The following is a 26,775-nucleotide window of genomic DNA, read 5'->3' on the forward strand; positions in this document are numbered from 1 at the left end:
GGCGTTGCTGAATTGAAGTATGAATGCGCGATTGTTTGGTTCTGCTCAAGCTCCCTAAATCCCCCGTTCAACAAAAAGCGCAGCAACATCTAGCTTCCCCTTTCCAAGGGGGACGGGAGGGGGATCAAGGGGGACTTTTAGAGTTTTATTCCCCCAAAATTGGGGGGTTAGGGGGGCAAAATCATACCCAGAATCAGCAACGCCGAAGGAAGAAGGAAGAAGGAAGAGGAGGAAAAGGAGAAAGTTTTGTTGTTTGCTGGCGCAAAACTGCGTTAACGCGTCAGTGGAACTGAGTTCCATCGCTAATTATCCAGAAATGATCGGGACTTATATCATGTCCGGTAGCATCGTTTGTGTATAAAATTAAGGTGACAATAGGAGAAAACCTTCTGCTTAGGGAGAGGTAATTATCAATTATCAATTATCCATTATCCATTATCCATTATTGAATCCTCTTTTTACTTCAACTCCCTAACTAAACTAATGGTTCTTGCTGAGTCGTGCAATGTATTCCTCCGCCTCCTGCCGCAATTTCATCAATATTAATTTGCACAATATCTCGACTGGGGAAAAGTTCTGCTAGAGTTTCTTTGGCACGACGGTCACTCTGGCGATCGCCAAATTCTGGTGCAATAACAGCACCGTTAATCACATAAAAATTAATATATCCTGCTGCAAAGTCATCGCTTTCGTATCCCGGTCTGATTCTTTTCGGTGCTTCCAGCACAACAACTTCTAGTTTTTTCCCATCCGCATCCGTTGACGACCGCAAAATTTCTAAATGTTTTTTGGTAACAGCATGGTCAAAAGATTCAGGGTCTGGATCGTATGCAGCAACAACAACACCGGGACGAACAAAACGGGCATAAAAATCTGTATGTCCATCGGTAATATCATAACCTCTAATACCTGGTAACCAGATGATTTTACGCAACCCCAATAAATACTTCAATTCTGTTTCGCAATCAATTTTACTCCAACCAGGATTGCGATTATTATTGATAATACAACTTTCAGTTACGATCGCTGTACCCTGACCATCAACTTCAATACCACCTCCTTCAAATACAAGTTCTGTATTGATTAGCGGTACTCCTGATTTTTTGGCCACAAACCGAGCTACTTCAGCATCGCGGTCATGATATTGTTTGTTTCCCCAACCATTAAAATTAAAATCAATAGCTGCTTTCTGACCTGCTTCATTCACCACAAAAACTGGCCCTGTATCCCTAATCCAAAGGTCATCTATTGGGCAAACAATCAACTCCACACTAGAGCCACATTTGTCTGCGGCCACATCATAGTCTGCTTCACGAACTAACATTTTTACGGGTTCATATTTGGCGATCGCTCTGGCGATGTTTGCTAGATTATCTTGTACGCCAGAATAGTATTTGTGTCCCCAAATATCTTTACTTGCACTAAATGCCATCCAAGTACACAAATGAGGTTCGCCTTCATCTGGCATATAAAACGAGGTATTTGATGACATAGAAATTGATGTTTGATTTAATAATTGAGGATTAGTTGTGGCAAAACTGACTAAATTCTTGAGAAGAATATAGCTTGATGTGGTCGATATTAACTGGAGAAAAAATCGTCTATTCATCATAAGTAATATCATACATATATTTGGGGGTGGGGAGTAGGGGAGTAGGGGAGTAGGGGAGTAGGGAAGTAGGGGAGTAGGGGAGTAGGGGAGTAGGGGAGTAGGGGAGTAGGGGAGTAGGGGAGTAGTTATAGAATTATAAACATATCAGGACTTACCCACCCATAAGAAATTATACACCATTTGTAGGGGCGGGCGGCCGTAGTAATTCCCAAGAAGCGTGAGGTACAAAATTCTTGTATTGCGCGGGAGTAGGGAGTAGAAAATCAGAAAAACAACTGTACCTCAGTAACTTGAGAAAGGCTATATTCATTTTAAGGAGGGGTCATTTCAGTTATCAGTTATCAGTTATCAGTTATCAGTTATCAGTACCTCTGTCTATTTGCGCAGCATGACCTAGGAAAGCAAAGTGAATTGAAAATACTGAATCGAATATTTTTTTCATCCCCTTCAAAGGGGAGGCGCATACCCCTATTTTTTGGTAATTATGAATTGTTAATTGTTAATTATTAATTGTGATTGTTTTTCTATTTATCTACTCTTCATTCTCTTCTTTAACTCCGGTGATAATTGCTACTAAAATTTTCATTAATTCTTCTAAATCATTAGGTACTCGATATAAGTTTAGGTCTTGCTTAACTTGATTTTATTGTCGTTTCAACAGAGCAAATTGCCAAATTTTACCGATAGAAACAGCTCCATATAATAAATTTTGTTCTGCTTCTATTCCTTGATCGAGAGCAATTAATTAAACTGCCAATTGCTTAAACCCTCTTTCTAAGTTTTCATCCTTTGCTTCAATAACTAATAAATTATTTCCTGCTTGTAAAAAATAATCTAGAGAACCTTTAAGCTGAGGTGAAACTTCCAAAGGATAGGAAACTTTGAGTTTTGCCTGACAATAATCGACTAATTCTATTAACACTGGAGCAATTAAAAATTATCGCCTTGCCATCTCACTATCTAAAGTAATATAGGGAAGACTTTTGCGAAATCTTTGCTTGAGATTTTCTACCCCATCAACTTGCTGTTGAGACTTTGGCAAAACCAACTCTTCTGTGATTAATTGATAACCAAAATAATTTAATATATCTTCCGGGTAATAATTGAACTTGAAATAATCTGAAAAGTTACAACTATCAGGTAATGTAATTGATATATTTTTCATAAATTTTGCCAGAATATTTTTATGGTTTAAGAGGTTGCCTGAGAAGTCCAATTTGCTACATTCAAGCCCCCTAAATTCCCTAATGCGTGGGGGACTAGAGCAAGCAAATTGACTCTTGTTCCCCCCAAAGTTGGGGGGCTAGGGGGGCAAAATTAAGTGCCCCCTAAATCCCCCAAAATTGGGGGACTAGAGCAAGCAAATTGACTCTTGTTCCCCCCAAAGTTGGCTTGCTCGGGGGGCAAAATTCAGTATCAAAAAACTTTTCAGATATCCTCTAAATACCCCATCATCTATCTTACTTCTTCCTTCTTACTTCTTTATTCTTCCTTATTCAACCTTGAAATATTTGGTCAACGGTTAAATTTAATCCAGGAAAAGTAGTGGATTTAATTGATTCATTACCTCTAAAATATTGAACTTGATATTCATCATCAATAAGCTGATAAATAGAAATAGTTGGTTGTTTTGGATTACCAATATAACGATAACCGCCTATCCCTAAATAATCGACAATCCAGTATTCATTAATGCCAATTCCCTCGTAATTTATTAATTTAGTTAAATAATCATCTCGCCAATTACTACTCACAATTTCTACTACTAAGGGAATTGATTCTCCTTTTGTTAGGGTTGAAGATTTTTCCCACAAAGGTTTATCTTTAAGAGCATTTATATCTACAACTAATACATCAGTTCAACAATTAATAATGAATAATGAATAATGAATAATTACCTCTCCTTGAAAGAAGAGGATTGACAAAGAGATGAAAATTTTTCTTCTCTTGGTCGATTGGATATGGCGAGGAGACCTCGCCATCCCATCCTAACGGACTGCTCCGCAAACGACCGCTTATTATCCCCTTAAAAGGGGAGGCTTTAAACCACAATTTTTCGGTAAATAACCACTATTTTCATTGGGTACTTTTACTAATGCTTGTTTCGGTAAAAAATACGATAGTTTACTCTGTCTAAAAAAAACAGCCAATTCAACTGCTAAAAAGCCTGAAATTTCTTCATGTTTTCCTGTTAGTTGTATTTCTACAATCATTCCTTTATATAATTCATAATGCCCATTTTCTGGCTTCCAATCAAGAAATTCATTAAAGCTCATTAATTTAGGTAAAGCTTGATTTTGTATCATCTTAAATTAGCCTCAAATTATTGATAGGGAATAGGGAATAGTTAGGGTCTGTTGAAAAAATTGATTGCTGGGAGTAGGACACGGGGACGCGGAGACGCGGAGACGCGGAGGTGGGAAGAACAGGCAACGGTTACTGCCATTTTATGTTAAGGAATTTTCTGGAATTTCAGTCGTTATTTTATTGCTTCTTCCCTCTTCCTTCTTCCTTCTTCTTTTAACTTTTAACTTTTAACTTTTGACTTTTGATTTTTGACTTATAACTTCTCTTCCTTCTTCCTTCTTCTTTTAACTTTTAACTTTTAACTTTTGACTTTTGACTTTTGACTTATAACTTCTCTTCCTTCTTCTTTTAACTTTTAACTTTTAACTTTTGACTTTTGATTTATAACTTCTCTTCCTTCTTCCTTCTTCTTTTAACTTTTAACTTTTAACTTTTGACTTTTGACTTTTGACTTATAACTTCTCTTCCTTCTGCCTTCTTCCTTCTTCTTTTAACTTTTAACTTTTGACTTTTGACTTTTGACTTATAACTTCTCTTCCTTCTGCCTTCTTCCTTCTTCTTTTAACTTTTAACTTTTAACTTTTGACTTTTGACTTTTGACTTATAACTTCTCTTCCTTCTTCCTTCTTCTTTTAACTTTTAACTTTTAACTTTTAACTTTTAACTTTTAACTTTTGACTTTTGACTTATAACTTCTCTTCCTTCTGCCTTCTTCCTTCTTCTTTTAACTTTTAACTTTTGACTTTTGACTTTTGACTTATAACTTCTCTTCCTTCTTCCTTCTTCTTTTAACTTTTAACTTTTAACTTTTGACTTTTGACTTTTGACTTATAACTTCTCTTCCTTCTGCCTTCTTCCTTCTTCTTTTAACTTTTAACTTTTAACTTTTAACTTTTGACTTTTGACTTATAACTTCTCTTCCTTCTTCTTTTAACTTTTAACTTTTAACTTTTAACTTTTAACTTTTGACTTTTGACTTATAACTTCTCTTCCTTCTTCCTTCTTCTTTTAACTTTTAACTTTTGACTTTTGACTTATAACTTCTCTTCCTTCTTCCTTCTTCCTTCTTCCTTCTTCCTTCTTACTGATACTCTCGCTTAATTGATTTTGCCCATAACAAAAATGGTATTACACCACCCCCTAATAATACTGCTAAAGTAAATAAGAAAATGATTAGTCTAGTCAAAAAAGGTAGGGAGCGCGACACCCAAGGAAATACATAAGGTTGTTGTTCTGAATCTACTGAACTATCTGGTAAATTGAGACTAACTTGCACATTATGTAACGAACCACGGTCGGCATTTATTGGCTGAATATAGTTAATTTGATACTCATCAAATAAAGCCTCTAAAAATTCGGTCAAACTACTAGAAATATCCTCAGCATTACCAGAAAATTCAGCAATACCATTAGTTACTCCCGCAATTTGTTGTAGTCGTTGTTGGTCAACAAATTCTTCGGCAGCAAGTTCGGTTAATTCTTCAGAATTATTACTTTTTTTTCCTCCTCTCACACTAATATCTCTAATAGTAGGAAGTTCCTCTAAATCATATTTTTCCTGCAATTGTTGGGGAGTCAAACCATAACCCAAAGTATGCACAGTAATATTAGGATAACTTTTCAACATAAACACAAGTTTTTCAAAGTCTTGTGCTTCTAACTCTGGTTCATTTTCTCTATTTCCATAAATACTATGATAGCCATCAGAAAGTAAAATTATCGAACGTCTTGGTTGAGATAAATTAGAATTTGGGCGTGGGTTAAAACGAGTATCTTCGGAATTACCAAAAAATTGTACTGCCTGACGTAAAGGTTCATAAATATTTGTAGCTGCACAAAGATTATCCAATTGATTTTCTAGTTTTTTGAGAGATTGTTCAACCTTTCTATTACCTGCTAAAACAAAATTATCTAGTTCCTTTTTCGTTACTTGATTTCCCGGACAATTTTCACCTCCTTTACCAAAAGGTACAATAGAAATTTTGGTATTTTCCCCCTTGTCCGCTAAATCTTGATTGAATTTTCTAATCGCAGCGATCGCTCCTTCTAATTTGGTTTTTTCCCCACTACTATCTAATTGTTTCATACTGCCACTAAAATCTAATAAAACAATTACCCAAGCAGTGGGTAATTCTTCGGGTAGGGGAATTTTCCAATTAATATCAATAGGATTTAAGGTTTGACATTTTCGAGCTTTAGGGTCTGTTTTAGGCGGACAAACTGTTAAATTAAAATTATCTTTTTGCAGACCTCTTACTGGTTTATTATTTTGGTCATAAGCTTTGACTCGCAAAGTAACTTTACTGTCATTACGTTCAGGAATAGCTTCGATAATTTCTACATTTTTTACTTGAGCAAAGCTAGGATTAATGTAGGAGGTTACTATTAATAAAGATAAACTAACCTTGCGGGTCCAAGAAACGATTGTAGTAGACAAATCTGAATAATTTTTTACCATTATAGCCCTCATTTTCGGCATGAAATGCAATTAAATCGTTATGTTTTAGTTTGATTGGCGTACTTTCCTTCAAGCGATCGCCTTGATATTCTATTTTATTAAAAAACTTGAGATTAGGTACTAAAATTGTTTGGCTAGATGCTAAGTCTAAGTCAGCAATATGTAGTGGCAAACCAGGGATACAAATATCTACACCAAATTGTTGATTGCCCATAATTTTTAACTGAGCTGAACCAATTTTAATTTTACCTCTTGCGGGTAATTGAATTGATAATCCTTCCTCAATTTTATCGGCAAAATCATTACTCACAAATTTAATTCTGGGTGATAATTCTTTCTGTATATGGGGATAATTACTCGATGTTTCAGACTGATTAAAATTGATATTTTCAATATATTCAAAACCAGCTCCAGCTCTCAGGGCAACTAAATGACTAGGAGAGGTAGAAAAACTCAAGACTAAACCTAATAAACCGCCCAATAAAGAAAAGCCTATTGTGTCTTCCCAAACTTGTAATGCAGTGGGTATTCCATCCATTTGTTGTCGTATCCATTCAAAGATAATTGCTGCAATTAAAGCAGTCAAAATACTGGTAGTCAAACTAATGGTAAGTCGCTGCAAAAAACGCCGTTTATCTCCTGCTTCTATACTACGCCATCGCCAAGTCAAACCTTCAGCTAAACCCACTGCTCCACCAATTAAAATCCATCCGACTATTCTGACAAATTCATCAGGTACAGTTATAACTTTATCTCTTAATTGTGGATTGAGTAATATTTGTACTAATCCTCCAGAAGCAATACCGATTAATAATCCTAATCCCGCAGCAATACTCAGTGGTATTATACCTCTGCTGAAGTTGCGTTTAAATCGAGTGGGATTACTTAAAAATATATCTGTTGCAACTATACCAACTGCTAGAGAAATTGCCACACAAGGAAATAATGCTAATTCAGGAAACTTTTGTAACCAGCCTAAATCGCTGAGGATAAATTGCCCTATACTCCAGCCGATTAATGCCGATGTAATTCCTGATAGAATATATAGATATATTCTCATAATTTATAATTAATTTTAATTTTAGATAGAGTCAGAATTAGTAGATAATTATACAAGTTTTGAATCTTTTGCATTTTAAATATTATCTTCCAGAATGTCAATAGTATGTTGACAAAAAGAAGCCACGGCAGGGATTTTTAATACAGATTAGACGAAATGAAGAAAAAAAGATTAATACTATTTTTTTATCCTCTGGTTATTTAGAAATAATATACATCTCCAAAAATTAAAAATAAAATCAATTCTTATCCAGAAATTATCAATTATTCCCTCCTGGGAGGGTTCAGGGTGGGTTCCCTGTTCCCTGTTCCCTGTTCCCTGTTCCCTCTTTTCTGGAGATGTTTAATGAACAAATCTTCTCAAACAAAAATCAGGGGAGGATTTAGCCTGATTTTAGATGATTCATATCATGTCCGGTAGCATCGATCTTGTATAGCAAAGGTAAGGAAGAGGGAAGAAGGAAGAAGGAAGAAGGAAGAGGGAAGAGGGAAGAGGAAGAAAGGCTACCCTCGCAAGAAAAAAACCATTATTTCCTGTAGATATTCACCCTTGGGTTTACACAAACGATATAAACGGACATGATATCAGGCCATAGTTAAAGAGTGGTAATTTGACAGCGGGAGCATTGACTTAATCAGAGAATAACGATATAATACGCTCTTAAGCATACTTTTAGACAGGCTGCACTTACTCAGGAATGAAATCCATTAGAACAAAGCTGAAACTTAATAATAAACAGAAAACTCTGATGGCTCAACACGCAGGCTATTCACGCTGGTGTTATAACTGGGGTTTAAGTCTGTGGAATGCTGTAGTTCGAGATGGTTATAAGCCAAATGCCCGTAAGCTTAGAGAGGTTTTTACTAATCACACCAAACCCCTCTACCCCTGGATGAAAAACCTCTCATCTAAAGTTTATCAATATGCTTTTATTAACTTGGGTGAAGCATTTAAAAGGTTTTTTTCCTACGGAATGCTGCGCAAACAAGGGTTAGGTAAATACCCAAGATTTAAGAAGAAAGGTAAGTCTGATTCATTTCCTACGGAATGCTACGCAAACACAATAGAAAACCAGTGGAAAACCAATAGAATTAAACGGATGGAATCATAAATTACCTTTTATTGGTATGGTCAAAACTTATGAACCAATTGAAGCAACAACTCAAAAAATAACTATCAGTAAACAAGCAGGTGAATGGTATTTAAGTTGTAGGGGCGAACGGCCGTTCGCCCCTACGAATGAATTTACTCCAACTTCAACACCAAAAACTACAGAAGTTGTAGGTGTAGATTTAGGAATTAAGACACTAGCAACACTAAGTAATGGTGAAGTATTCAAGAGTGTTTTTCCTTACAAAAAAGCGCAAAACAAACTAGCTAAATTACAACGACTACTGAGTAGGAAAGTTAAGCATTCAAGCAATTGGTACAAAGCAGTAGTCAAGCTAGCCAAACAACATAGACGAGTAGCTAACATCCGTAAAGACGCACTTCATAAATTGACAACTTACTTAGCCAAAAACCACGGCACTGTTGTCATAGAAGATTTGAATGTGTCTGGTATGTTAGCCAACCATAAACTAGCTAAATCAGATAGCAGATAGTGATTGTATGAATTTAGAAGACAGCTTGAATACAAGTGTCAATGGTACGGCTGTGAATTAGTAGTAGTAGACAGATTTTTTCCATCTTCGTTCGACTTGCTCTAGTTGTGGTCATGTACAGGATATGCCTTTAAACATCAGAACTTATGACTGCCCAGAATGCGGTTTATTAATTGACCGAGACTTAAATGCCTCAATTAATTTAAGGAATGCGGTCGGCTTGACCGTTGATGCCTGTGGACGGAGTGCTGCTGACAGTTCCGGTAGAAGCAGGAAGTAAACAGTAAAATATCGCGCTTGTGACGTTTTATATCGGTTTTATGAAGCAGTAGACAGGCAATACATAGGTAATACCATTTCTCAAAAACTTTTCTACATTTTGTTAAGCAGGGGACCCACCCTAACCCTCCCAGGAGGGGAAATAGGGGAGTGAGGGAGAAATAAAAAGTAATAATAATTCACATTAACTGGGCTATTATTATCAAAAAGTAATTCTGCCTATTTTAATTAGTTAATAACTGAAGTCTTACCCAAGTATAGCTTTACTTTTAGGAATTGGTATAAGAGTGTTACCGTAACTACTCATTGATTTTTGGGAGAAGTCTAAGAGTTGGACTTTCGGGAAAAAACGAATTAAAATAGGTATAGATATGATAAAAACTAGACTCAAAAGACAAACAAATTGAGCCAAATGATGAATACAAAAACAATTAAAGTTGCTAATTATCAAACCCTTGAACTTATCCACAAAAGCGAGCGTACCCTAGTCTATCGTGGTAGAAATATCAAAAGCGGGCAACCCGTAATTGTCAAATTAATGGGTCAGGAATATCCTTCCTTTAGCGAATTAGTTCAGTTTAGAAATCAATACGCCATTGCCAAAAATCTAGACATCCCCGGTATTGTCAAACCATACTCACTCTTGCGTTACAACAATGGCTATGCTCTAATCATGGAAGATATAGGAGCCATCTCCCTCGCCGAATATCAGCGCCAATTTTCTATATCTATTGAAAAAGCATTGCAAATAGCTCTTAAAATAGCAGAAATTCTCCATTATCTCCATCAAAATCAAATTATTCATAAAGATATCAAACCAGCAAATATATTAATTCATCCAGAAACAAAACAAGTAAAACTAATAGATTTTAGTATCTCATCGTTACTGCCGAAAGAAACCCAAAGTTTGCAAACCCCCAATGTTTTAGAAGGAACTCTAGCTTATATTTCTCCAGAACAAACAGGAAGGATGAATAGAGGGATAGACTATCGCAGCGATTTTTATTCTCTAGGTGTTACGTTTTATGAACTATTGACAGGAAAACGCCCCTTTGAAAGTGAAGACCCTCTAGAACTTGTCCACGCACATATCGCCAAAACACCTCCGACAATTCCTGAGTACCAAGTACCGACACCCTTAGCCAATATAGTATTCAAATTAATGGCGAAAAATGCGGAACAGCGGTATCAAAGTGCTTTGGGGCTAAAATATGACCTGGAAAAATGTAGGATTGAATATGAAGAAACGGGGAAAATTGAGGCATTTGCCTTGGGAGAGCGGGATTTATGCGATCGCTTTTTAATCCCAGAAAAACTATACGGACGGGAAAAAGAAGTACAAAGTTTGCTTGATGTCTTTGAAAGAGTAGTATCCCCCCCAACCCCCCTTGGTAAGGGGGGAGGAGCAGAAATGATGCTAGTAGCGGGATATTCTGGTATAGGTAAAACCGCTGTAGTTAACGAAGTACACAAACCCATCACCAGGCAAAAAGGGTACTTTATCAAAGGAAAATTCGACCAATTCAATCGCAATATTCCTTTCTCTGCCTTTGTTCAAGCCTTCCGAGACTTAATGGGGCAATTACTGGGAGAATCTGATGCCGAATTGCAACAGTGGAAAGCCAAAATCCTGGAAGCAGTGGGAGAAAATGGGCAAGTTCTCATTGATGTCATTCCCGAACTCGAAAGGATTATTGGACAACAGTCTCCTGTACCCGAACTCTCTGGCAGTGCTGCTCAGAACCGCTTTAACCTCCTGTTTGAGAAATTTATCGCCGTCTTCACAACAATTGAGCATCCCTTAACCCTATTTCTTGATGACTTGCAATGGGCAGATTCAGCATCATTAAATTTATTGAAAGTGCTGATGGGAGACAGTCGGACGGGGTATTTGCTGCTGTTGGGAGCATATAGAGATAACGAAGTTTTCCCAGCTCATCCTTTGATGTTATGTTTGTCAGAGTTGGAGAAGCAGGAAGCAGTAGTTTCGACGGTTACTCTGGCCCCCTTATCTGTGAATCATATCAATCAATTGGTGGCAGAAACTCTCAGTTGTGCGGTAGAGTTAGCCACTCCCTTAACAGATTTAATCTATCAAAAGACGAAAGGAAATCCCTTCTTTACCAACCAATTCTTAAAAGCACTCTATGAAGATGATTTGATTACTTTTAATCAAAATTTGGGATATTGGGAATGTGATTTAGTGAAGGTGCGAGATGCTGCTATCACTGATGATGTGGTGGAATTTATGGCGGGACGGTTATATAAGTTACCGGAAACTACCCAAAACGCCCTGAAATTAGCGGCTTGTATCGGCAATCAATTCGACCTAGAGACCTTAGCAATTACCAGCAAAACCTCTTCCGAAGAAGTGGCCACCAATCTGTGGAGCGCCCTGCGAGAAGGGTTGATTTTACCTCAGAGCGAAGCCTATAAATTTTTTCAAGAATGGGAAAAAGACGAAGAAAAAGCAGATGGTATTGCCGTTGGTTATCGCTTCCTGCATGACCGCGTGCAACAAGCTGCTTATTCTTTGATTCCGGAAGAGCAAAGAAAAATAACTCATTTTAATATTGGCACGTTATTACTGGAGAAAACCCCAGAAGCTCAACTAGAAGAAGGAATTTTTGAGATTATTTCTCATCTGAATCGGGGGATAGAACTGATTACCACTAACGAGAAACAAATGCAACTGTGTAAGTTGAATTTATTAGGAACTCGAAAAGCCAAATCTTCCACAGCTTATATCGTGGCTTGGGAATATTTAGAAACAGGAATTCAACTCCTGGAGGAAAATAGTTGGGAAGCTGATTATGAACTTACACTGAATCTATACACAGAAGCTGTAGAGATAAGTTATCTCAAGAGTAATTTTGAAACGATGGAAAAAATGGCAGAAATTGTTCTCAGCCAAGCTCGCAATATTCTGGATCGGGTCAAGGTGTATGAGATGCAGGTTCAGCGTCTCTCTGTTCAGAATCAATTTGTTGAGGCCATTGAGGTAGGATTAGACTGCCTAAAACTCTTGGGGGTTGATTTACCATTAGAACCAACAACGGAAGAAGCTGGCAGTTGGCTCGAGAAAACAAATATTGCTCTGGATAATTTTTCAGATGAAGCGATAATTGAACTTCCCGACATGACAGACCGGAAAATTAAAGCAGTTATGGGAATGCTATCACGCTTGATTCCACCTTGTTACTTCGGTCGTCCCAGCTTATTATCTATCATTGTGTGTCAGTCGGTCTTGTTATCCTTGGAATATGGGAACACTTTCGATACACCCCCCGCTTTTAGCTCCTATGCTATGGTTTTGTGTAGTTCCAATGATATATCCAGAGGGTATAGAACTGGAAACGCTGGAATACAAATTCTCAAGAAACAAAACAGTAACCCGCGTAAAGCAATAGTATACAATATGTTTTATGCTCATGTCTCTCATTGGAGTCAACATTCTCGTCATAGCATTGCAGCTTTGCACGAAGGCTACCAAAGTAGCATTAATGTTGGCGATCTAGAATATGCAGCTTATACTTTAAACAATCACAGGGTTTTTAAATATTGCGTAGGAGAAGAACTGAGTGGGTTGATACCCGAATTAAAGCAGTCTGTCGAATTCTGTTATTCGATTCAATTTGAAGGAACAGCCTTGCATATCGCTACTATATTGCAGACTGTTCATAACTTAATTCATTTGTCCGAGTGTCCTTGGTCTCTGCAAGGGAAGTTTTATGATGAAACTACAACAGTCGAGATATTCCAGAAAAATAGTAATATCGCAGCACTCACGATTCACAACTGGAGCAAGATATATCTAAACTATCTGTTTGAAGGAGATTTAGATGTTGTCTATTTCCTTTCTGAAGTAGAAGAAGCTCTCAATTCACTTGTGGGGCATGTATTTTTTCCTATTTTTACGTTCATTGCTGGTTTGACTTATCTTTCTCTGGCAGGGGAAGAGATAGGCGAACAGAGGAATCAATATCTCGAACAAGGGAAAAAATTTAGCGACCGCGTTGAATTATGGGCAACTTATGCGCCAATGAATTATCAGCATAAATCAGATTTGATGCAAGCGGAAAAATGTCGGGTATTGGGACAGAAATTAGAAGCAATAGAACTCTACGACAAAGCCATAGCTGGAGCTCAAGAAAACGAATACATTCAAGAAGAAGCTCTTGCCAACGAACTCGCAGCCAAGTTCTACCTCGACTGGGGCAAAGAAACGGTTGCTGAAGCCTATATGCAAAAAGCTTATTATTGTTACGCTCACTGGGGAGCCAAAGCTAAAACCGACCACCTCAAAAAACGCTATCCCCAACTGCTCTGCTCCATTCTCCAACGACAACAATTGGGTTTGACTGCCAACAGTAAGATAACTACTCTCACCAAAGGAACAGTTTCCAGCACAAGTACAGGAACTGGAGAACTGTTAGATTTAGCTAGTTTAATGAAAGCCTCCCGCAACCTTTCCGAGGAAATAGACCTTGATCGCGCCATTACCAACTTTATGGAAGTTATCCAAGAAAACGCTGGAGCTGAAACTGTGGCTATCATGCTCTTTGAAGCAGATACTCTCATGCTGAAAGCTCACGCGACAAAAGAGGAAATGTCTGTAATCAGCATTCCGGTTGAAACAAGTAACGATGTTCCCCTAACCCTCATTAATCAAGTCAAAAACACGCGATCGCACCTAGTCCTCGATAATGCCAAAGAAGACAACAACTATAGCCGAGATGACTACATCCAAAAGCATCAACCAAAGTCTATCTTATGTATACCTTTAATTGATAGAGGCCAACTCATAGGCATTCTCTACTTGGAAAACAATCAAACCAGTGGTGCATTCACCAGCGACCGCATCGAAATTTTGAATTTGCTATGTTCCCAAGCCGCCATAGCGCTCCAAAATGCCAAATTATATGATAAAGAACAACAAGCACGGAACGACTTACAACAAGCCTTAACAGATTTACAACAGGCACAATTGCAACTTGTTCAAAGTGAAAAAATGGCAACCTTGGGCAATCTTGTCGCGGGAGTCGCCCACGAGATTAATAATCCTGTTGGCTTTATTGGTGGCAATGTGGATGCAGCTCAAGAACATTTGCAAGATTTGCTATCTATTCTTTCTCTCTATCAAGAAAACACATCTCCTCCTAAAGAAATTGCCGAAGAGATCGAAGAGCTGGAACCAGATTTTATTGCTGAAGATTTTCCCAAACTAATTGGGTCAATGGAAGAGGGATGCAATATCATTCGCAATATCAGCAAGTCTCTACGAACGTTTTCCCGCACCGATACCGCCAGCAAAACCGAGTTTAATCTGCACGATGGGATAGATAGCACCTTATTAATCTTAAAATACCGTCTGAAAGGAAACGAGCAAAGACCAACCATTGAAATTGTCAAAAAATATGGGGATATTCCCCTATTGAAATGCTATCCTGGGCAAATCAATCAAGTGTTTATGAACTTATTGGCAAATGCCATAGATGCTTTAGATGAAAGCAATGAAGGAAAAACATTTGCCGATATCGAAAAAGAACCAAATCAGATTACCATTGTCACAGAATTAAGCGGAGACAATAAGCAGGTCATCGTGCGAATTGCTGACAATGGAATGGGAATGCCAGAAGAGGTGAAGTCTAGGCTATTCGAGCAAGGATTTACCACCAAAGGAGTGGGCAAAGGAACGGGTTTGGGGATGGCGATCGCCAAGTCTATCATCGTCGAAAAACATCAAGGTAGCATCAGCGTTAATTCAGAAATTGGTGTCGGAACAGAATTTATAATCTTTCTACCCATGATATAGAATCAGGTTGAATAGTTATTGTATAGTTGGGAGTAGGGGACCCACCCCTAGCCCCTCCCAGGAGGGGAATTTGGGGAGTGGGGAGTGGGGAGATTAAAGGCTTGAAGTAATTATAGAATTATCAACATATACTATATAATCGGATTCTATCTAGAAATTGTTGGCATTGGGCTGACTTTAGTGTATAGTATTAATCTACATTACTCAGGAGTCAGGAGTCATATCAAATCCGGTTAAATACTTATTATATGAGATGGGGGGATGGGGAGATGGGGAGATGGGGGGATGGGGAGATGGGGGATGGGGGGATGGGGAGATTTAAGGCGAGAAAGTGTGGATAGAATTATAAACATATACTGTATAACCGGATTCTATATCAGGAGGGAAGAAAGAAGAAACCGAAACAGGAGTAGAAGGAGAAAGTTTTTTGTTTGCTGGCGCACAACGTATTAACGCGGAGCGCGGAAGGGACTCCGATCGGGAATGATATCATACCTCAAATCACTAACGCCAAATTGTTTAACAAACCAGAAACAAATTATCAACATGATACCCAACTTACCTAATTATCAAATCACAGAGCAACTGTACGCAGGTACCCGCACTCTAGTCTATCGAGGTATCCGTAACAGTGACGAGCAACCTATCGTTATCAAACTACTACGAAACAAATACCCAAACTTTAACGAAATAGTTCAATTTCGCAACCAATATACTATTGCTCAAAATCTCGACTTTCCTAATATTATTAAAGCTTTAAGCCTAGAAGTTTATGATAATAGCTATGCCTTAATTATGGAAGACATGGGTGGAATTTCCCTATCTAATTATCTCCAAATAGTCACAGATAAAAATCCTCAATGTAAATATTTATCTTTAACAGAATTTCTGGAAATAGCCATCCCCCTTACAGAAACCCTGCACTATCTTTACCAAAATCTAGTCATTCACAAAGACATAAAACCTGCCAACATTCTAATTAATCCCCAGACTAAACAAATTAAATTAATTGACTTTAGTATTGCCTCTCTTCTCCCAAGGGAGACCCAAGAAATTCAGAACCCTAATATCTTAGAAGGCACATTAGCCTATATTTCTCCCGAACAAACAGGTAGAATGAATCGAGGTATAGATTATCGCAGCGACTTTTATTCCTTGGGAGTAACATTCTATGAATTATTGACAGGAAAACTACCATTTGTCTCAGAAGATGCAATGGAATTATTACATTTTCATTTAGCAAAAGAACCCATAAAAATACACGAAATCAATTCAAAAATACCACTGGAATTATCAAAGATTGTCAGCAAATTAATGGCAAAAAATGCCGAAATACGTTATCAGAGTGCATTGGGAATTAAGCATGATTTAGAGCTGTGTTTAACTCAACTTCAAGAAACCGGAAAAATATCAGATTTTGAACTGGGAAAACGAGATATTAGCGATAGATTTATGATTCCCGAAAAACTCTATGGTCGGGAAATAGAAGTTAATCAACTCTTAGATGCTTTTGAACGAGTTAGTAATCCCCCCCAGACCTCCCTTAGTAAGGAGGGGGAAGGAAGAGCGGAATTGATGTTAGTTGCAGGTTTTTCAGGCATAGGAAAAACCGCAGTTATCAATGAAGTTCATAAACCTATTGTTCGACAACAAGGTTATTTTATTCAAGGCAAATATGACCAATTTAATCGCAACATTCCTTTTTCTGCTTTTGTGCAAGCTTTCCGGGATTTAATGGAGCAATTATTATCAGAATCAGAAGCCAAAGTAGAAAATTGGAAAACTAATATTCTCGCAGCAGTAGGAGAAAACGGACAAGTATTAATAGATGTAATTCCTGAGTTAGAAAACATCATTGGGAAACAACCAGCAGTCATTGAATTATCGGGAACAGCAGCCCAAAATCGGTTTAATTTATTATTTCAAAAATTTGTCAAAGTCTTCACAAGTAAAGAACATCCCTTAGTAATATTTTTAGATGACTGGCAATGGGCAGATTCTGCCTCATTAAATCTGCTGAAATTATTGGTGCAAGATACAGAATATTTATTATTATTAGGAGCTTATCGGGATAATGAAGTTTCCCCAGTTCATCCCTTTATTTTAACCATAGATGAAATTGTGAAAACTGAAGCAACGGTAAACACAATTACTTTAACCCCGTTAAGTGAATCCGATCTAAATTTGTTAGTAGCAGATACACTGAATTGTGAATCATCTGTTGCCCAACCTTTAACAAAATTGGTATATCAAAAAACAAAGGGAAATCCTTTTTTTACCACTCAGTTTATCAAAGCATTATATGACGAAAAATTAATTCGCTTTAATTGGAATATCCAACATTGGGAATGTGATATTACTCAAGTTAAAGCATTAGCAATTACAGATGATGTTGTAGAATTTATGGCATTACAATTGCAGAAATTACCAACAGAAAATCAGGAAATTATTAAACTAGCAGCTTGTATTGGGGCAGGTTTTGATTTGAATACGTTAGGAATTGTGACTGAGAAATTACCTCAAAAAATAGCTACAGATTTATGGAAAGCATTACAGGAAGGCTTGGTAATTCCCACTACAAAAATCTATAAATTCTTTACCCAATCTGATAGTGAGGAAGTCAGATATGCTTCAGCAAATCCCAGTTATCGATTTTTACACGACCGCGTTCAACAAGCAGCCTATTCCTTAATTCTTGAGGAGCAAAAACAGTCAATTCATCTGAAAATTGGTCAACTGCTCCAAGAAAATTTATCAGACATAGAAAAGCAAGAAAAACTCTTTGATATTGTCGGACATTTGAATTTAGCAATTGAGTTAATTACTCTACCAAGAGAGCGGGAAAACCTAGCAAGACTTAACTTAGCAGCTGCACAAAAAGCCAGAAATTCAACTGCTTACGTTGCTGCTAGAAATTTTGTGCAAACCGGAATTAATTTGCTTCCCACAGACTGTTGGCAAAGTCAGTATGAATTAACCCTAAATCTGTATGTGACTGCCACAGAAACTGCTTACTTAAATGCTGATTTTGAGGGTATGGAAGAAATGGCTACCTTAGTTTTGGAATCGGCTAAAACAATACTAGACAAAGTAAAAATTTATGAGATTAAAATCAACGCACTCACAGGTAGAACTCAGATATTAGAAGCACTCGCTGTCGGCCAAAAAGCCCTCGAACAATTGGATATTACATGGCCTTTAGAACCAGACGAAGCCTTTATTGAGCAAGCATTACACACCCTGGATCAGCAACTTAAAGACAAACAAATAGAGGAATTAATTAACCTACCTGTAATGAGTGAACCTCGAATAATTGCCGCGATGCAATTGTTAGCAATTTTGTTTCCGCCTATTTTCCAAGCAAAATCTGCCTTGTTGCCTCTACTGGGTGCGACAATGGTTAGTTTATCCCTAAAATTTGGGAATACTTCCGCATCAAGCATCGGGTATGCAACCTATGGCTTCGTGTTGTCTAGTTTTTTGCAACAAGTCAAAAGGGGATATTACTTTGGGCGAGTTGCACTAAATTTAGTTCATAAATTAAATGTTAGGAAATTCAAGTGCATAGCTTTACTTATATTTTGTGCTTTTGTTCAGCATCGTCGAGAATCACTGAGAGAGACAATAATTACAGCGAAAGAGGCTTATCTAGCGAGTATAGAAGTTGGTGATTTGCTCTATGCTGGCTATAGCATACTTAATTATTTTTATAATAACTTTTTGGCTGGAGTCGAGCTACAGGATTGGGAAACTGAAATTGAAAATCACTGTATTATCATAGCAAATTTCAAGCAAAGTTCGGCTCTAGATTACCTGAATATGCAACAACAAATAGGGTATAACTTGAGGGAAATCATCCATCAACCGGATTTATTAATTGGCACTGCTTACGATGAAAGTGTGATGATTCCTAAGCACTATCAGGATAATGAGCTTATTATTCTAGGTTTTGTCTATGTTTATAAATTGATGCTTGCTTATCTGTTTGGTTACTATACAAATGCTTTAGATTACATGGCCCAAGCTGAAGGCTATTCAATTACAAAAGGAGGAAACGTTCAAACTCCAGTTTTTCATTTTTATGCAGCATTAACCTACTTACAATTATACTCAAATCAGTCAGAAATTGAGAAAAATAATACTCTTGAAACAGTAAAAAATCATCAAATATCTTTGGCAAAATGGGCGGTTCATGCTCCGATGAATCATCAACATAAACTTGAATTAGTAGAAGCAGAAAAATACCGAATCTTAGGACAGAAAACCGAAGCAATTGAGTTCTACGATCGCGCAATTACAGGTGCAAAAGAAAATCAATATCTTCAAGAAGAAGCCTTAGCAAATGAACTTGCAGCTAAATTTTATCTGAATTGGGGAAAAGAAAAAGTTGCTGCCGGATATATGCAAGAAGCTTACTATTGTTATACCCGATGGGGAGCAAAAGCCAAAGTTGCCCATTTAGAACAAAAATATCCCCAACTACTAGAAGTAATTCTGCAACCTCCTCAGCCTGCGAGCAGATTGAGCGGCACAATCTCTCCCAGTATAACGAAAACTGTAAGTAGTAGCACTAATGGCCAAAGCTCAAATTTATTGTTAGATTTTCCAGCGGTGATGAAAGCAGCACAAGCTATTTCTGAGGAAATCGAGTTAGAGAAACTCTTAGCCACTTTAATGCAAGTTGCCCTCGCTAATGGGGGTGCGGAAACTGGATTTTTAGTGATTCATCGAGAAACTGAATGGTTAATCGTAGCCAAAGCCAATCAAAATCAGACAGAAAACCTAGAAATTCCTCTCCTTCAATGTCAAGAACTACCCCAAAGTTTGATTTATTATGTCGCCAGAAGTAAAAAAATCGCAGTTTTTGATGACTTGAGTGCCACATCTCAATTGGCAGGCGATCGCTACATCATTACCCACCAACCCAAATCAGTTTTATGTACTCCCATTAGCAAGCAAGGAAAATTAATCGCAATTTTATATTTAGAAAATAATCTCACAGTGGGAGCATTTACCAGCGATCGGATTGAAACATTACAATTTTTAACTTCTCAAGCTGCGATATCAATTGAAAATGCCCGTTTGTATCAACAAGTGGAAAACTATTCTCAAACCTTGGAAGTTGAAGTAGAGAAAAAAACTCAAGCTTTAAGTCAAAAAGCCAGGGATTTAGAGCAAGCATTGACAAATTTACAACAAACTCAATCCCAACTAATTCACAGCGAAAAAATGTCAGCCCTCGGTCAATTGGTGGCGGGAATTGCTCACGAAATTAACAATCCTGTTAGTTTTATTCATGGCAATATTACCCATGCCAACACATATATGGAAGAAGTACTGAAATTACTTGCTCTTTATCAAAGCCACTATCCTCAGCCACACCCGGACATTGAAATCGCCATAGAGGAGATGGATTTAGAGTTCCTGCGTTCTGACTTTGAAAAACTTTTAAAATCCATGGGAAATGGGAGCGACCGCATCAAAAATATCGTGACATCTCTACGAACCTTTGCACGTCTCGATGAGTCAAAATTCAAACCTGTAGATTTAAATACAGGGATTGAAAGTACCTTAACGGTTTTACAACATCGGTTGCAAAAACAGGAAAAACGAGCAGAAATTCAAGTAGTTAAAGACTATGGAGAATTACCTTTAGTGGAATGTTATGCTGGACAATTAAACCAAGTGTTTCTGAATATACTTAATAATGCCATTGATGCTTTGGAAGAATGCGAGGATCAAGATTCTCTAGCCCTGAGCATTCGCACGGAAACGGATGGAAAACAAGTAAGAATTACCATCTATGACAATGGAGCGGGAATGAGCGAAGAAACGCAAAAGCGAATCTTCGATCCGTTTTTTACCACCAAAGAAGTGGGTAAAGGAACAGGATTGGGGATGGCGATCGCCCATCAAATCGTGACAGAAAAACATGGTGGTAAGATTATCTGTAATTCCACGGTTGGGCAAGGTACAATTTTTACAATCGTGATTCCTAGATAAAATATGGTTTTCCTGGAAACTGACTATAATTCTCTTTCTTTTGGGGAGTAATCACAATTTATTGATTTTTGGGAGATGTCTAAGAGTTAGACTGTCCGAAAAAAACGAATTAAAATAGGTATAGACATGATAAAAATCAAACTCAAAAGACGAACAAACCAAGCCAATGATAGAGACAAAAACAATTAAAGTTGATAATTATCAAACCCTTGAACTCATCCATAAAAGCGAACGTACCCTAGTCTATCGGGGTATAAATCTGGAGAACGGGCAATCGGTAGTGGTCAAATTGATGGGTAACGAATATCCTTCCTTTAACGAATTAGTTCAGTTTAGAAATCAATACGCCATTGCCAAAAATCTAAACATCAAAGGAATTGTCAAACCATACTCGTTCTTGCGTTACAACAATGGCTATGCTCTAATCATGGAAGACATAGGAGCCATCTCCCTCGTCGAATATCAGCGCCAATTGTCTATATCCGTTGAACAATTAATAGAAATTGCTCTTCAACTAGCAGAAATTCTGCACCATCTCCATCAAAATCAAATTATTCATAAAGATATAAAACCCGCCAATATATTAATTCATCCAGAAACCCAAGAAGTAAAATTAATAGATTTTAGTATTTCATCATTACTGCCGAAAGAAACCCAAAGTTTGCAAACCCCCAATGTTTTAGAAGGAACCCTGGCTTATATTTCTCCAGAACAAACAGGAAGGATGAATAGAGGGATAGACTATCGCAGCGATTTTTATTCTCTAGGTGTTACCTTTTACGAACTGTTGACAGGAAAACGCCCCTTTGAAAGTGAAGACCCGCTAGAACTCGTCCACGCACACATCGCCAAAACACCCCCGACAATTCCTAAAACCCAAGTACCGACACCCTTAGCTAATATAGTTATGAAATTGATGGCGAAAAATGCGGAACAGCGGTATCAAAGTGCATTGGGATTAAAATATGACCTAGAAAAATGTAGAGTTGAATATGAAGAAACCGGGAAAATTGAGCCATTTGCCTTGGGAGAAAGAGACCTGTGCGATCGCTTCTTGCTCCCAGAAAAACTCTATGGCAGGGAAAAAGAAGTACAAACCCTTCTCAATGCCTTTGAAAGAATAGCATCCCCCAAACTCCCAATCCCCCCAACCCCCTTTGAAAAGGGGGAAGGGGAGAAGGGGGAAGAGCAGAAATGATGCTGGTGGCGGGATATTCGGGTATAGGGAAAACAGCAGTTGTTAACGAGGTTCACAAACCCATCACCAGACAGAAAGGATACTTTATCAAAGGAAAATTCGACCAATTCAATCGCAACATTCCCTTCTCTGCTTTCGTCATCGCCTTTCGAGATTTGATGGGTCAATTATTAGGAGAATCCGATGCCCAATTGCAAAAGTGGAAAGAGAAAATCCTAGAAGCAGTGGGAGAAAATGGACAAGTTATCATTGATGTCATTCCCGAACTGGAAAGAATTATTGGAGAACAGCCAAGAGTCCCCGAACTATCAGGCAATGCGGCCCAAAACCGCTTTAACCTTTTGTTTGAAAAATTTATCGGCGTTTTCACAAGCATTGAGCATCCCTTAACCCTGTTTCTGGATGACTTGCAATGGGTGGATTCAGCATCGTTAAACTTGCTGAAAGTGCTGATGGGAGATAATCAGACGGGATATTTGCTGCTGTTGGGAGCATATCGAGATAATGAAGTCTTCCCCGCTCATCCGTTGATGTTAACTTTGGGGGAGTTGGAGAAGCAAAACACGACGATTTCAACCATTACTCTGGCCCCATTATCTGTGGCTCATATCAATCAATTGGTGGCCGAAACCCTCAGTTGTTCAGTAGAGTTAGCCACTCCTTTAACAGATTTAGTCTATCAAAAAACTCAAGGCAATCCCTTCTTCACCACTCAATTCTTAAAAGGATTGCATGAGGATGGGTTGATTGCATTTAATCCCTATTTTGGATATTGGGAATGCGATTTGGCTCAGGTACGAGATGCTGCTCTCACGGATGATGTGGTGGAATTTATGGCCTCCCGATTGCACAAGTTACCTGATGCCACCCAAGCAGTGTTGAAATTAGCTGCTTGTATTGGTAATCAATTTGATTTAGAGACTTTAGCCATTATCTGTGAAGCTCCTAGCGAAGAAGTAGCTGTTAATCTTTGGAGTGCCCTGCAAAGTCGTCTAATTTTACCCCAGAGTGAAGCCTACAAGTTTTTCCAAGGATGGGAAAAAGATGAAGTTCAAAGTCAGAATATCCCAGTGAGTTATCATTTCCTGCACGATCGCGTGCAACAAGCTGCCTATGCTTTAATTGGGTACGATAGCAAGCAAATGACCCACCTGAACATTGGGCGTTTGTTATTGCAGACAATTTCTCCAGGGGAACGGGAAAAAAATCTCTTCAAAATTGTCAATCAGTTGAATATGGGGATTTCCTTAATTGAGCAATCGAGGGAACAAGAAGAGCTAGCACAATTGAATTTAGTGGCTGCACGGAAAGCCAAATCTTCTGCTGCTTACAATGCGGCTGCAAGCTACTTAAATATAGCAATAGAGCTACTGCATACTGAGATGATTTCTGCTGAACCATGGCACACTCACTATGCATTGATGCTGCCATTACACAATTTACTGGCTGAAGTAAGCTATCTCAACGGCGAGTATGAAGCATCACAGCAACAGACACAAACAGTTATTGATAATACCCAAGATATCCTATACCGGGTTAAAGTCTACGAAATCAAAATATCACTGTCAGTAGCACAAGGTCAGTGTCAGATGGCTTTGGATGTAGGGTTAGAAATCTTGAATTTGCTCAATGTTTCCCTCGACGATGCTCCCTTACCAGATATCGATATCGATCGCCTTTACACTCTACCTGCAATTACAAATCCTCAAATTATTGCCGCTTTAAGTATTCTCAGTAAATTATGGGCACCTGCCTTTATTGGCAATCCCCAGTTGCTACCGTCAATCGTTTTAACGATGCTTAACCTGTCTGTAAGCTATGGTAACTCAGCAACAGCAGCATTTGCCTATGCACTTTACGGGATGCTGCTCTGTGGCAAGATGACGGATATTGAATTGGGCTACAGCTTTGGACAACTAGCACTGCATACCCTTGAGCGATATGAAGATGCGGAACTAACCTGCAAAGTCAATCAACTATTCCATGCCTTTATTCGCAACTGGAAAGAGCCAGCACGCGATCGCGTTAGATGTCTGGCGGATAACGTATTAACAGGCTTAGAAAATGGTGACATTGAGTTTGCTTGTTATTCTGCGATTAACTATTGCGATAACCTTTGCTTAATCGGCGAATCCCTAACCGTTATTCATCAAAAACAAACCTACTACATTGAGGTGATCGAGAGTCTCAAGCAAGAATTTCAATACTTTGCTGCCGCAATCTGGGGACAGTTCGTTGAAAATTTAATGGGTATGGCTGTCGAGCCAACACAGCTTGTGGGACAAAGGTTTGACGAATATGCACAAATTCCCAAACTTCAAGAGAGCGGAGCAATTACTTCTTTGTTCTTTGTCTATACCACTAAAACTATTCTCAATTATTTGTTTAACGATTACGAACAAGCCCTGATTGATTCCCAGTGGGCGATTAATTACGAAAAAGGTGGAGAGGGAATGTTACCGATTACTCAGATTTCACTGTATCGGGCATTAGTATTATTAGCTCTTTACCCCACTGCTGACCCTCAAAAGCAGACTCAAATCCTAGACGAGGTCAAAACTCATCAACAACGCCTAGAATTATGGGCAACCCACGCCCCGGAAAATTTTCAGCATAAACTAGATTTGCTTGCTGCGGAAAAGGCAAAAATTCTAAGTCATCGAGAGGAAGCAATAGAGTTATACGATCGCGCCATTGCTGGAGCAAAAGAAAACCAATACATCCAAGAAGAAGCCCTCGCTAACGAACTGTTTGCTAAATTTTACCTCGACTGGGGCAAAAAAAAATATGCTGCACTGCATATGCAAGAAGCCTACTACTGCTATGCTCGTTGGGGGGCTAAAGCCAAAACCGATGACTTAGAACAACGCTATTCTCAGCTACTCCAACCTATTCTCCAGCAACCTAAAATGGGATTAACCCCGCACAGTAGCTCGAACCATTTCAGCACCAAAACTATCGCCAGTACCACTGATGCAGTGGAATTATTGGATTTCGCAACTTTAATCAAAGCCTCCCGCACCCTATCGCGAGACATTGAAACTGAGCGCGTCATTGCTAATTTAATGCAGATTATTTTAGAAAATGCCGGAGCTGAAACCGCGACCTTGATGATATTTAACGATGATCTATTAATCTTAGAAGCACAAATTATCAACGGAGAAATTGACCAAAAAGACTCCATCCCAGTAGAGAAAACCAACAAAGTTCCCTTGGAAATAGTCAATACAGTCAAACGCACCCAAATTCCTCTAATTTTAGACGATGCTCGTAAAGAAATACAATATCTCGGAGACCCTTATATTCAATACCATCAACCCCGTTCTCTACTCTGTTTACCGTTGCAGGATCGAGGTGAACTCCGAGGCATTCTTTACTTAGAAAACAATCAATCGACAGGAGCTTTTACCGAAAAGCGGGTGGAAGTTATCTCGTTACTTTGCGCCCAAGCAGCAATTACTCTAGAAAATGCTCGCCTCTACGAACAAGCGCGTCAAGCTCTAAAACTGGAACGGGAACTCCACGAACTGCAACGCACTCAACTGACTCTCATTCAAAGCGAGAAAATGTTTAGTTTGGGTCAAATGGTAGCAGGAATTGCCCATGAAATCAACAATCCTGTTAGTTTTATTCATGGCAATATTACTCATGCCAACACATATATGGAAGAAGTACTGGAATTACTCGCCCTTTATCAAAGCCACTATCCTCAGCCCCACCAGGAAATTGAAGAGGCAATGGAGGAGATGGATTTAGACTTTCTGCAAGAGGACTTTGAAAAACTGTTAAAATCTATGAAAAATGGGAGCGACCGCATCAAAAATATCGTGACATCTCTACGAACCTTTGCACGTCTCGATGAGTCAAAATTCAAATGTGTAGATTTAAATAAAGGGATTGAAAGTACCTTAACGGTTTTACAACATCGGTTGCAAAAACAGGAAAAACGAGCAGAAATTCAAGTAGTTAAAGACTATGGAGAATTACCTTTAGTGGAATGTTATGCTGGACAATTAAACCAAGTGTTTCTGAATATACTTAATAATGCCATTGATGCTTTGGAAGAATACGAGGATCAAGATTCTCTAGCCCTGAGCATTCGCACGGAAACGGATGGAAAACAAGTAAAGATTGCGATAGCTGATAATGGAGTTGGTATGAATGAAGAAACGCAAAAGCGACTTTTCGATCCTTTTTTTACTACAAAAGAAGTAGGAAAAGGTACGGGACTGGGGTTAGCGATCGCTCATCAAATAGTCACAGAAAAACACGGTGGTAAGATTAGCTGTGATTCAACAGTTGGGCAAGGTACAATTTTTACAATCGTGATTCCGAGATAAAATATGAATTTCAATTCCCTCCTCTTGCTGGACTTTCGGAAAAAAATGAAATAAACTAGGCATAGATATTATCAAAATTAGACTCAAGAATGAACAAGG

General features: G+C 38.3%; 11 protein-coding genes and 1 pseudogene. 5 read left to right on the forward strand and 7 right to left on the reverse strand.

Annotated elements, in window-relative coordinates; translation table 11 throughout:
* Window positions 1–475: 475 nt before the first annotated feature.
* From SAGCYANO_RS22735 to SAGCYANO_RS22760, 7 genes are all read right to left on the reverse strand, one after another.
* On the reverse strand, window positions 476–1,612 hold the full coding sequence (locus tag SAGCYANO_RS22735) for an agmatine/peptidylarginine deiminase (protein ID WP_237396540.1): 1,137 nt from the start codon (window positions 1,610–1,612) through the stop codon (window positions 476–478).
* 745 nt (window positions 1,613–2,357) lie between these two features.
* Complete coding sequence (locus SAGCYANO_RS45375; protein ID WP_237396542.1) at window positions 2,358–2,534, reverse strand: hypothetical protein; 177 nt, start codon at window positions 2,532–2,534, stop codon at window positions 2,358–2,360.
* 15 nt (window positions 2,535–2,549) lie between these two features.
* Window positions 2,550–2,777, reverse strand: coding sequence for a hypothetical protein (locus SAGCYANO_RS45380; protein ID WP_237396544.1), 228 nt, complete (start codon window positions 2,775–2,777; stop codon window positions 2,550–2,552).
* A gap of 331 nt (window positions 2,778–3,108) precedes the next feature.
* Window positions 3,109–3,450, reverse strand: coding sequence for a Uma2 family endonuclease (locus tag SAGCYANO_RS22745; protein ID WP_202222278.1), 342 nt, complete (start codon window positions 3,448–3,450; stop codon window positions 3,109–3,111).
* A gap of 180 nt (window positions 3,451–3,630) precedes the next feature.
* Window positions 3,631–3,918, reverse strand: coding sequence for a Uma2 family endonuclease (locus SAGCYANO_RS22750; RefSeq protein ID WP_202222162.1), 288 nt, complete (start codon window positions 3,916–3,918; stop codon window positions 3,631–3,633).
* A gap of 1,082 nt (window positions 3,919–5,000) precedes the next feature.
* Window positions 5,001–6,356, reverse strand: a complete 1,356-nt coding sequence (locus SAGCYANO_RS22755) for a vWA domain-containing protein (RefSeq protein WP_202222163.1) — start codon at window positions 6,354–6,356, stop codon at window positions 5,001–5,003.
* Window positions 6,319–7,437: a hypothetical protein gene (locus SAGCYANO_RS22760; RefSeq protein ID WP_202222164.1), complete on the reverse strand. Its 1,119-nt coding sequence runs from the start codon at window positions 7,435–7,437 to the stop codon at window positions 6,319–6,321. The genes SAGCYANO_RS22755 and SAGCYANO_RS22760 overlap by 38 nt, the downstream gene beginning before the upstream one ends.
* Before the next feature lie 697 nt (window positions 7,438–8,134).
* Here SAGCYANO_RS22760 and SAGCYANO_RS22765 point away from each other — a divergent pair.
* The 5 genes and pseudogenes from SAGCYANO_RS22765 (at window position 8,135) to SAGCYANO_RS22785 (ending at window position 26,676) form a co-directional block, all read left to right on the forward strand.
* Window positions 8,135–9,321 (forward strand): annotated as a pseudogene (locus tag SAGCYANO_RS22765) (RNA-guided endonuclease InsQ/TnpB family protein).
* A gap of 411 nt (window positions 9,322–9,732) precedes the next feature.
* Entirely contained in the window at window positions 9,733–15,135 is a 5,403-nt protein-coding gene (locus SAGCYANO_RS22770; protein ID WP_307785956.1) for an AAA family ATPase, read from the forward strand.
* Between the two features lie 540 nt (window positions 15,136–15,675).
* The gene (locus SAGCYANO_RS22775; RefSeq protein ID WP_202222280.1) at window positions 15,676–21,138 is read left to right on the forward strand and encodes an ATP-binding sensor histidine kinase; all 5,463 of its coding nucleotides are present in this window, start codon (window positions 15,676–15,678) and stop codon (window positions 21,136–21,138) included.
* A 166-nt stretch (window positions 21,139–21,304) separates the two neighbouring features.
* Entirely contained in the window at window positions 21,305–22,336 is a 1,032-nt protein-coding gene (locus SAGCYANO_RS50585; protein ID WP_202222165.1) for a serine/threonine-protein kinase, read from the forward strand.
* Window positions 22,333–26,676 carry an AAA family ATPase gene (locus tag SAGCYANO_RS22785; protein ID WP_202222166.1) on the forward strand — a complete coding sequence of 1,448 codons (4,344 nt, stop codon included), beginning with the start codon at window positions 22,333–22,335 and terminating at the stop codon, window positions 26,674–26,676. Before SAGCYANO_RS50585 ends, SAGCYANO_RS22785 begins: the two co-directional genes overlap by 4 nt.
* Window positions 26,677–26,775 lie beyond the last annotated feature (99 nt).

Origin of the sequence: Okeania sp. KiyG1, assembly GCF_014132355.1 — a bacterium.
Taxonomy (GTDB): Bacteria; Cyanobacteriota; Cyanobacteriia; order Cyanobacteriales; family Microcoleaceae; genus Okeania.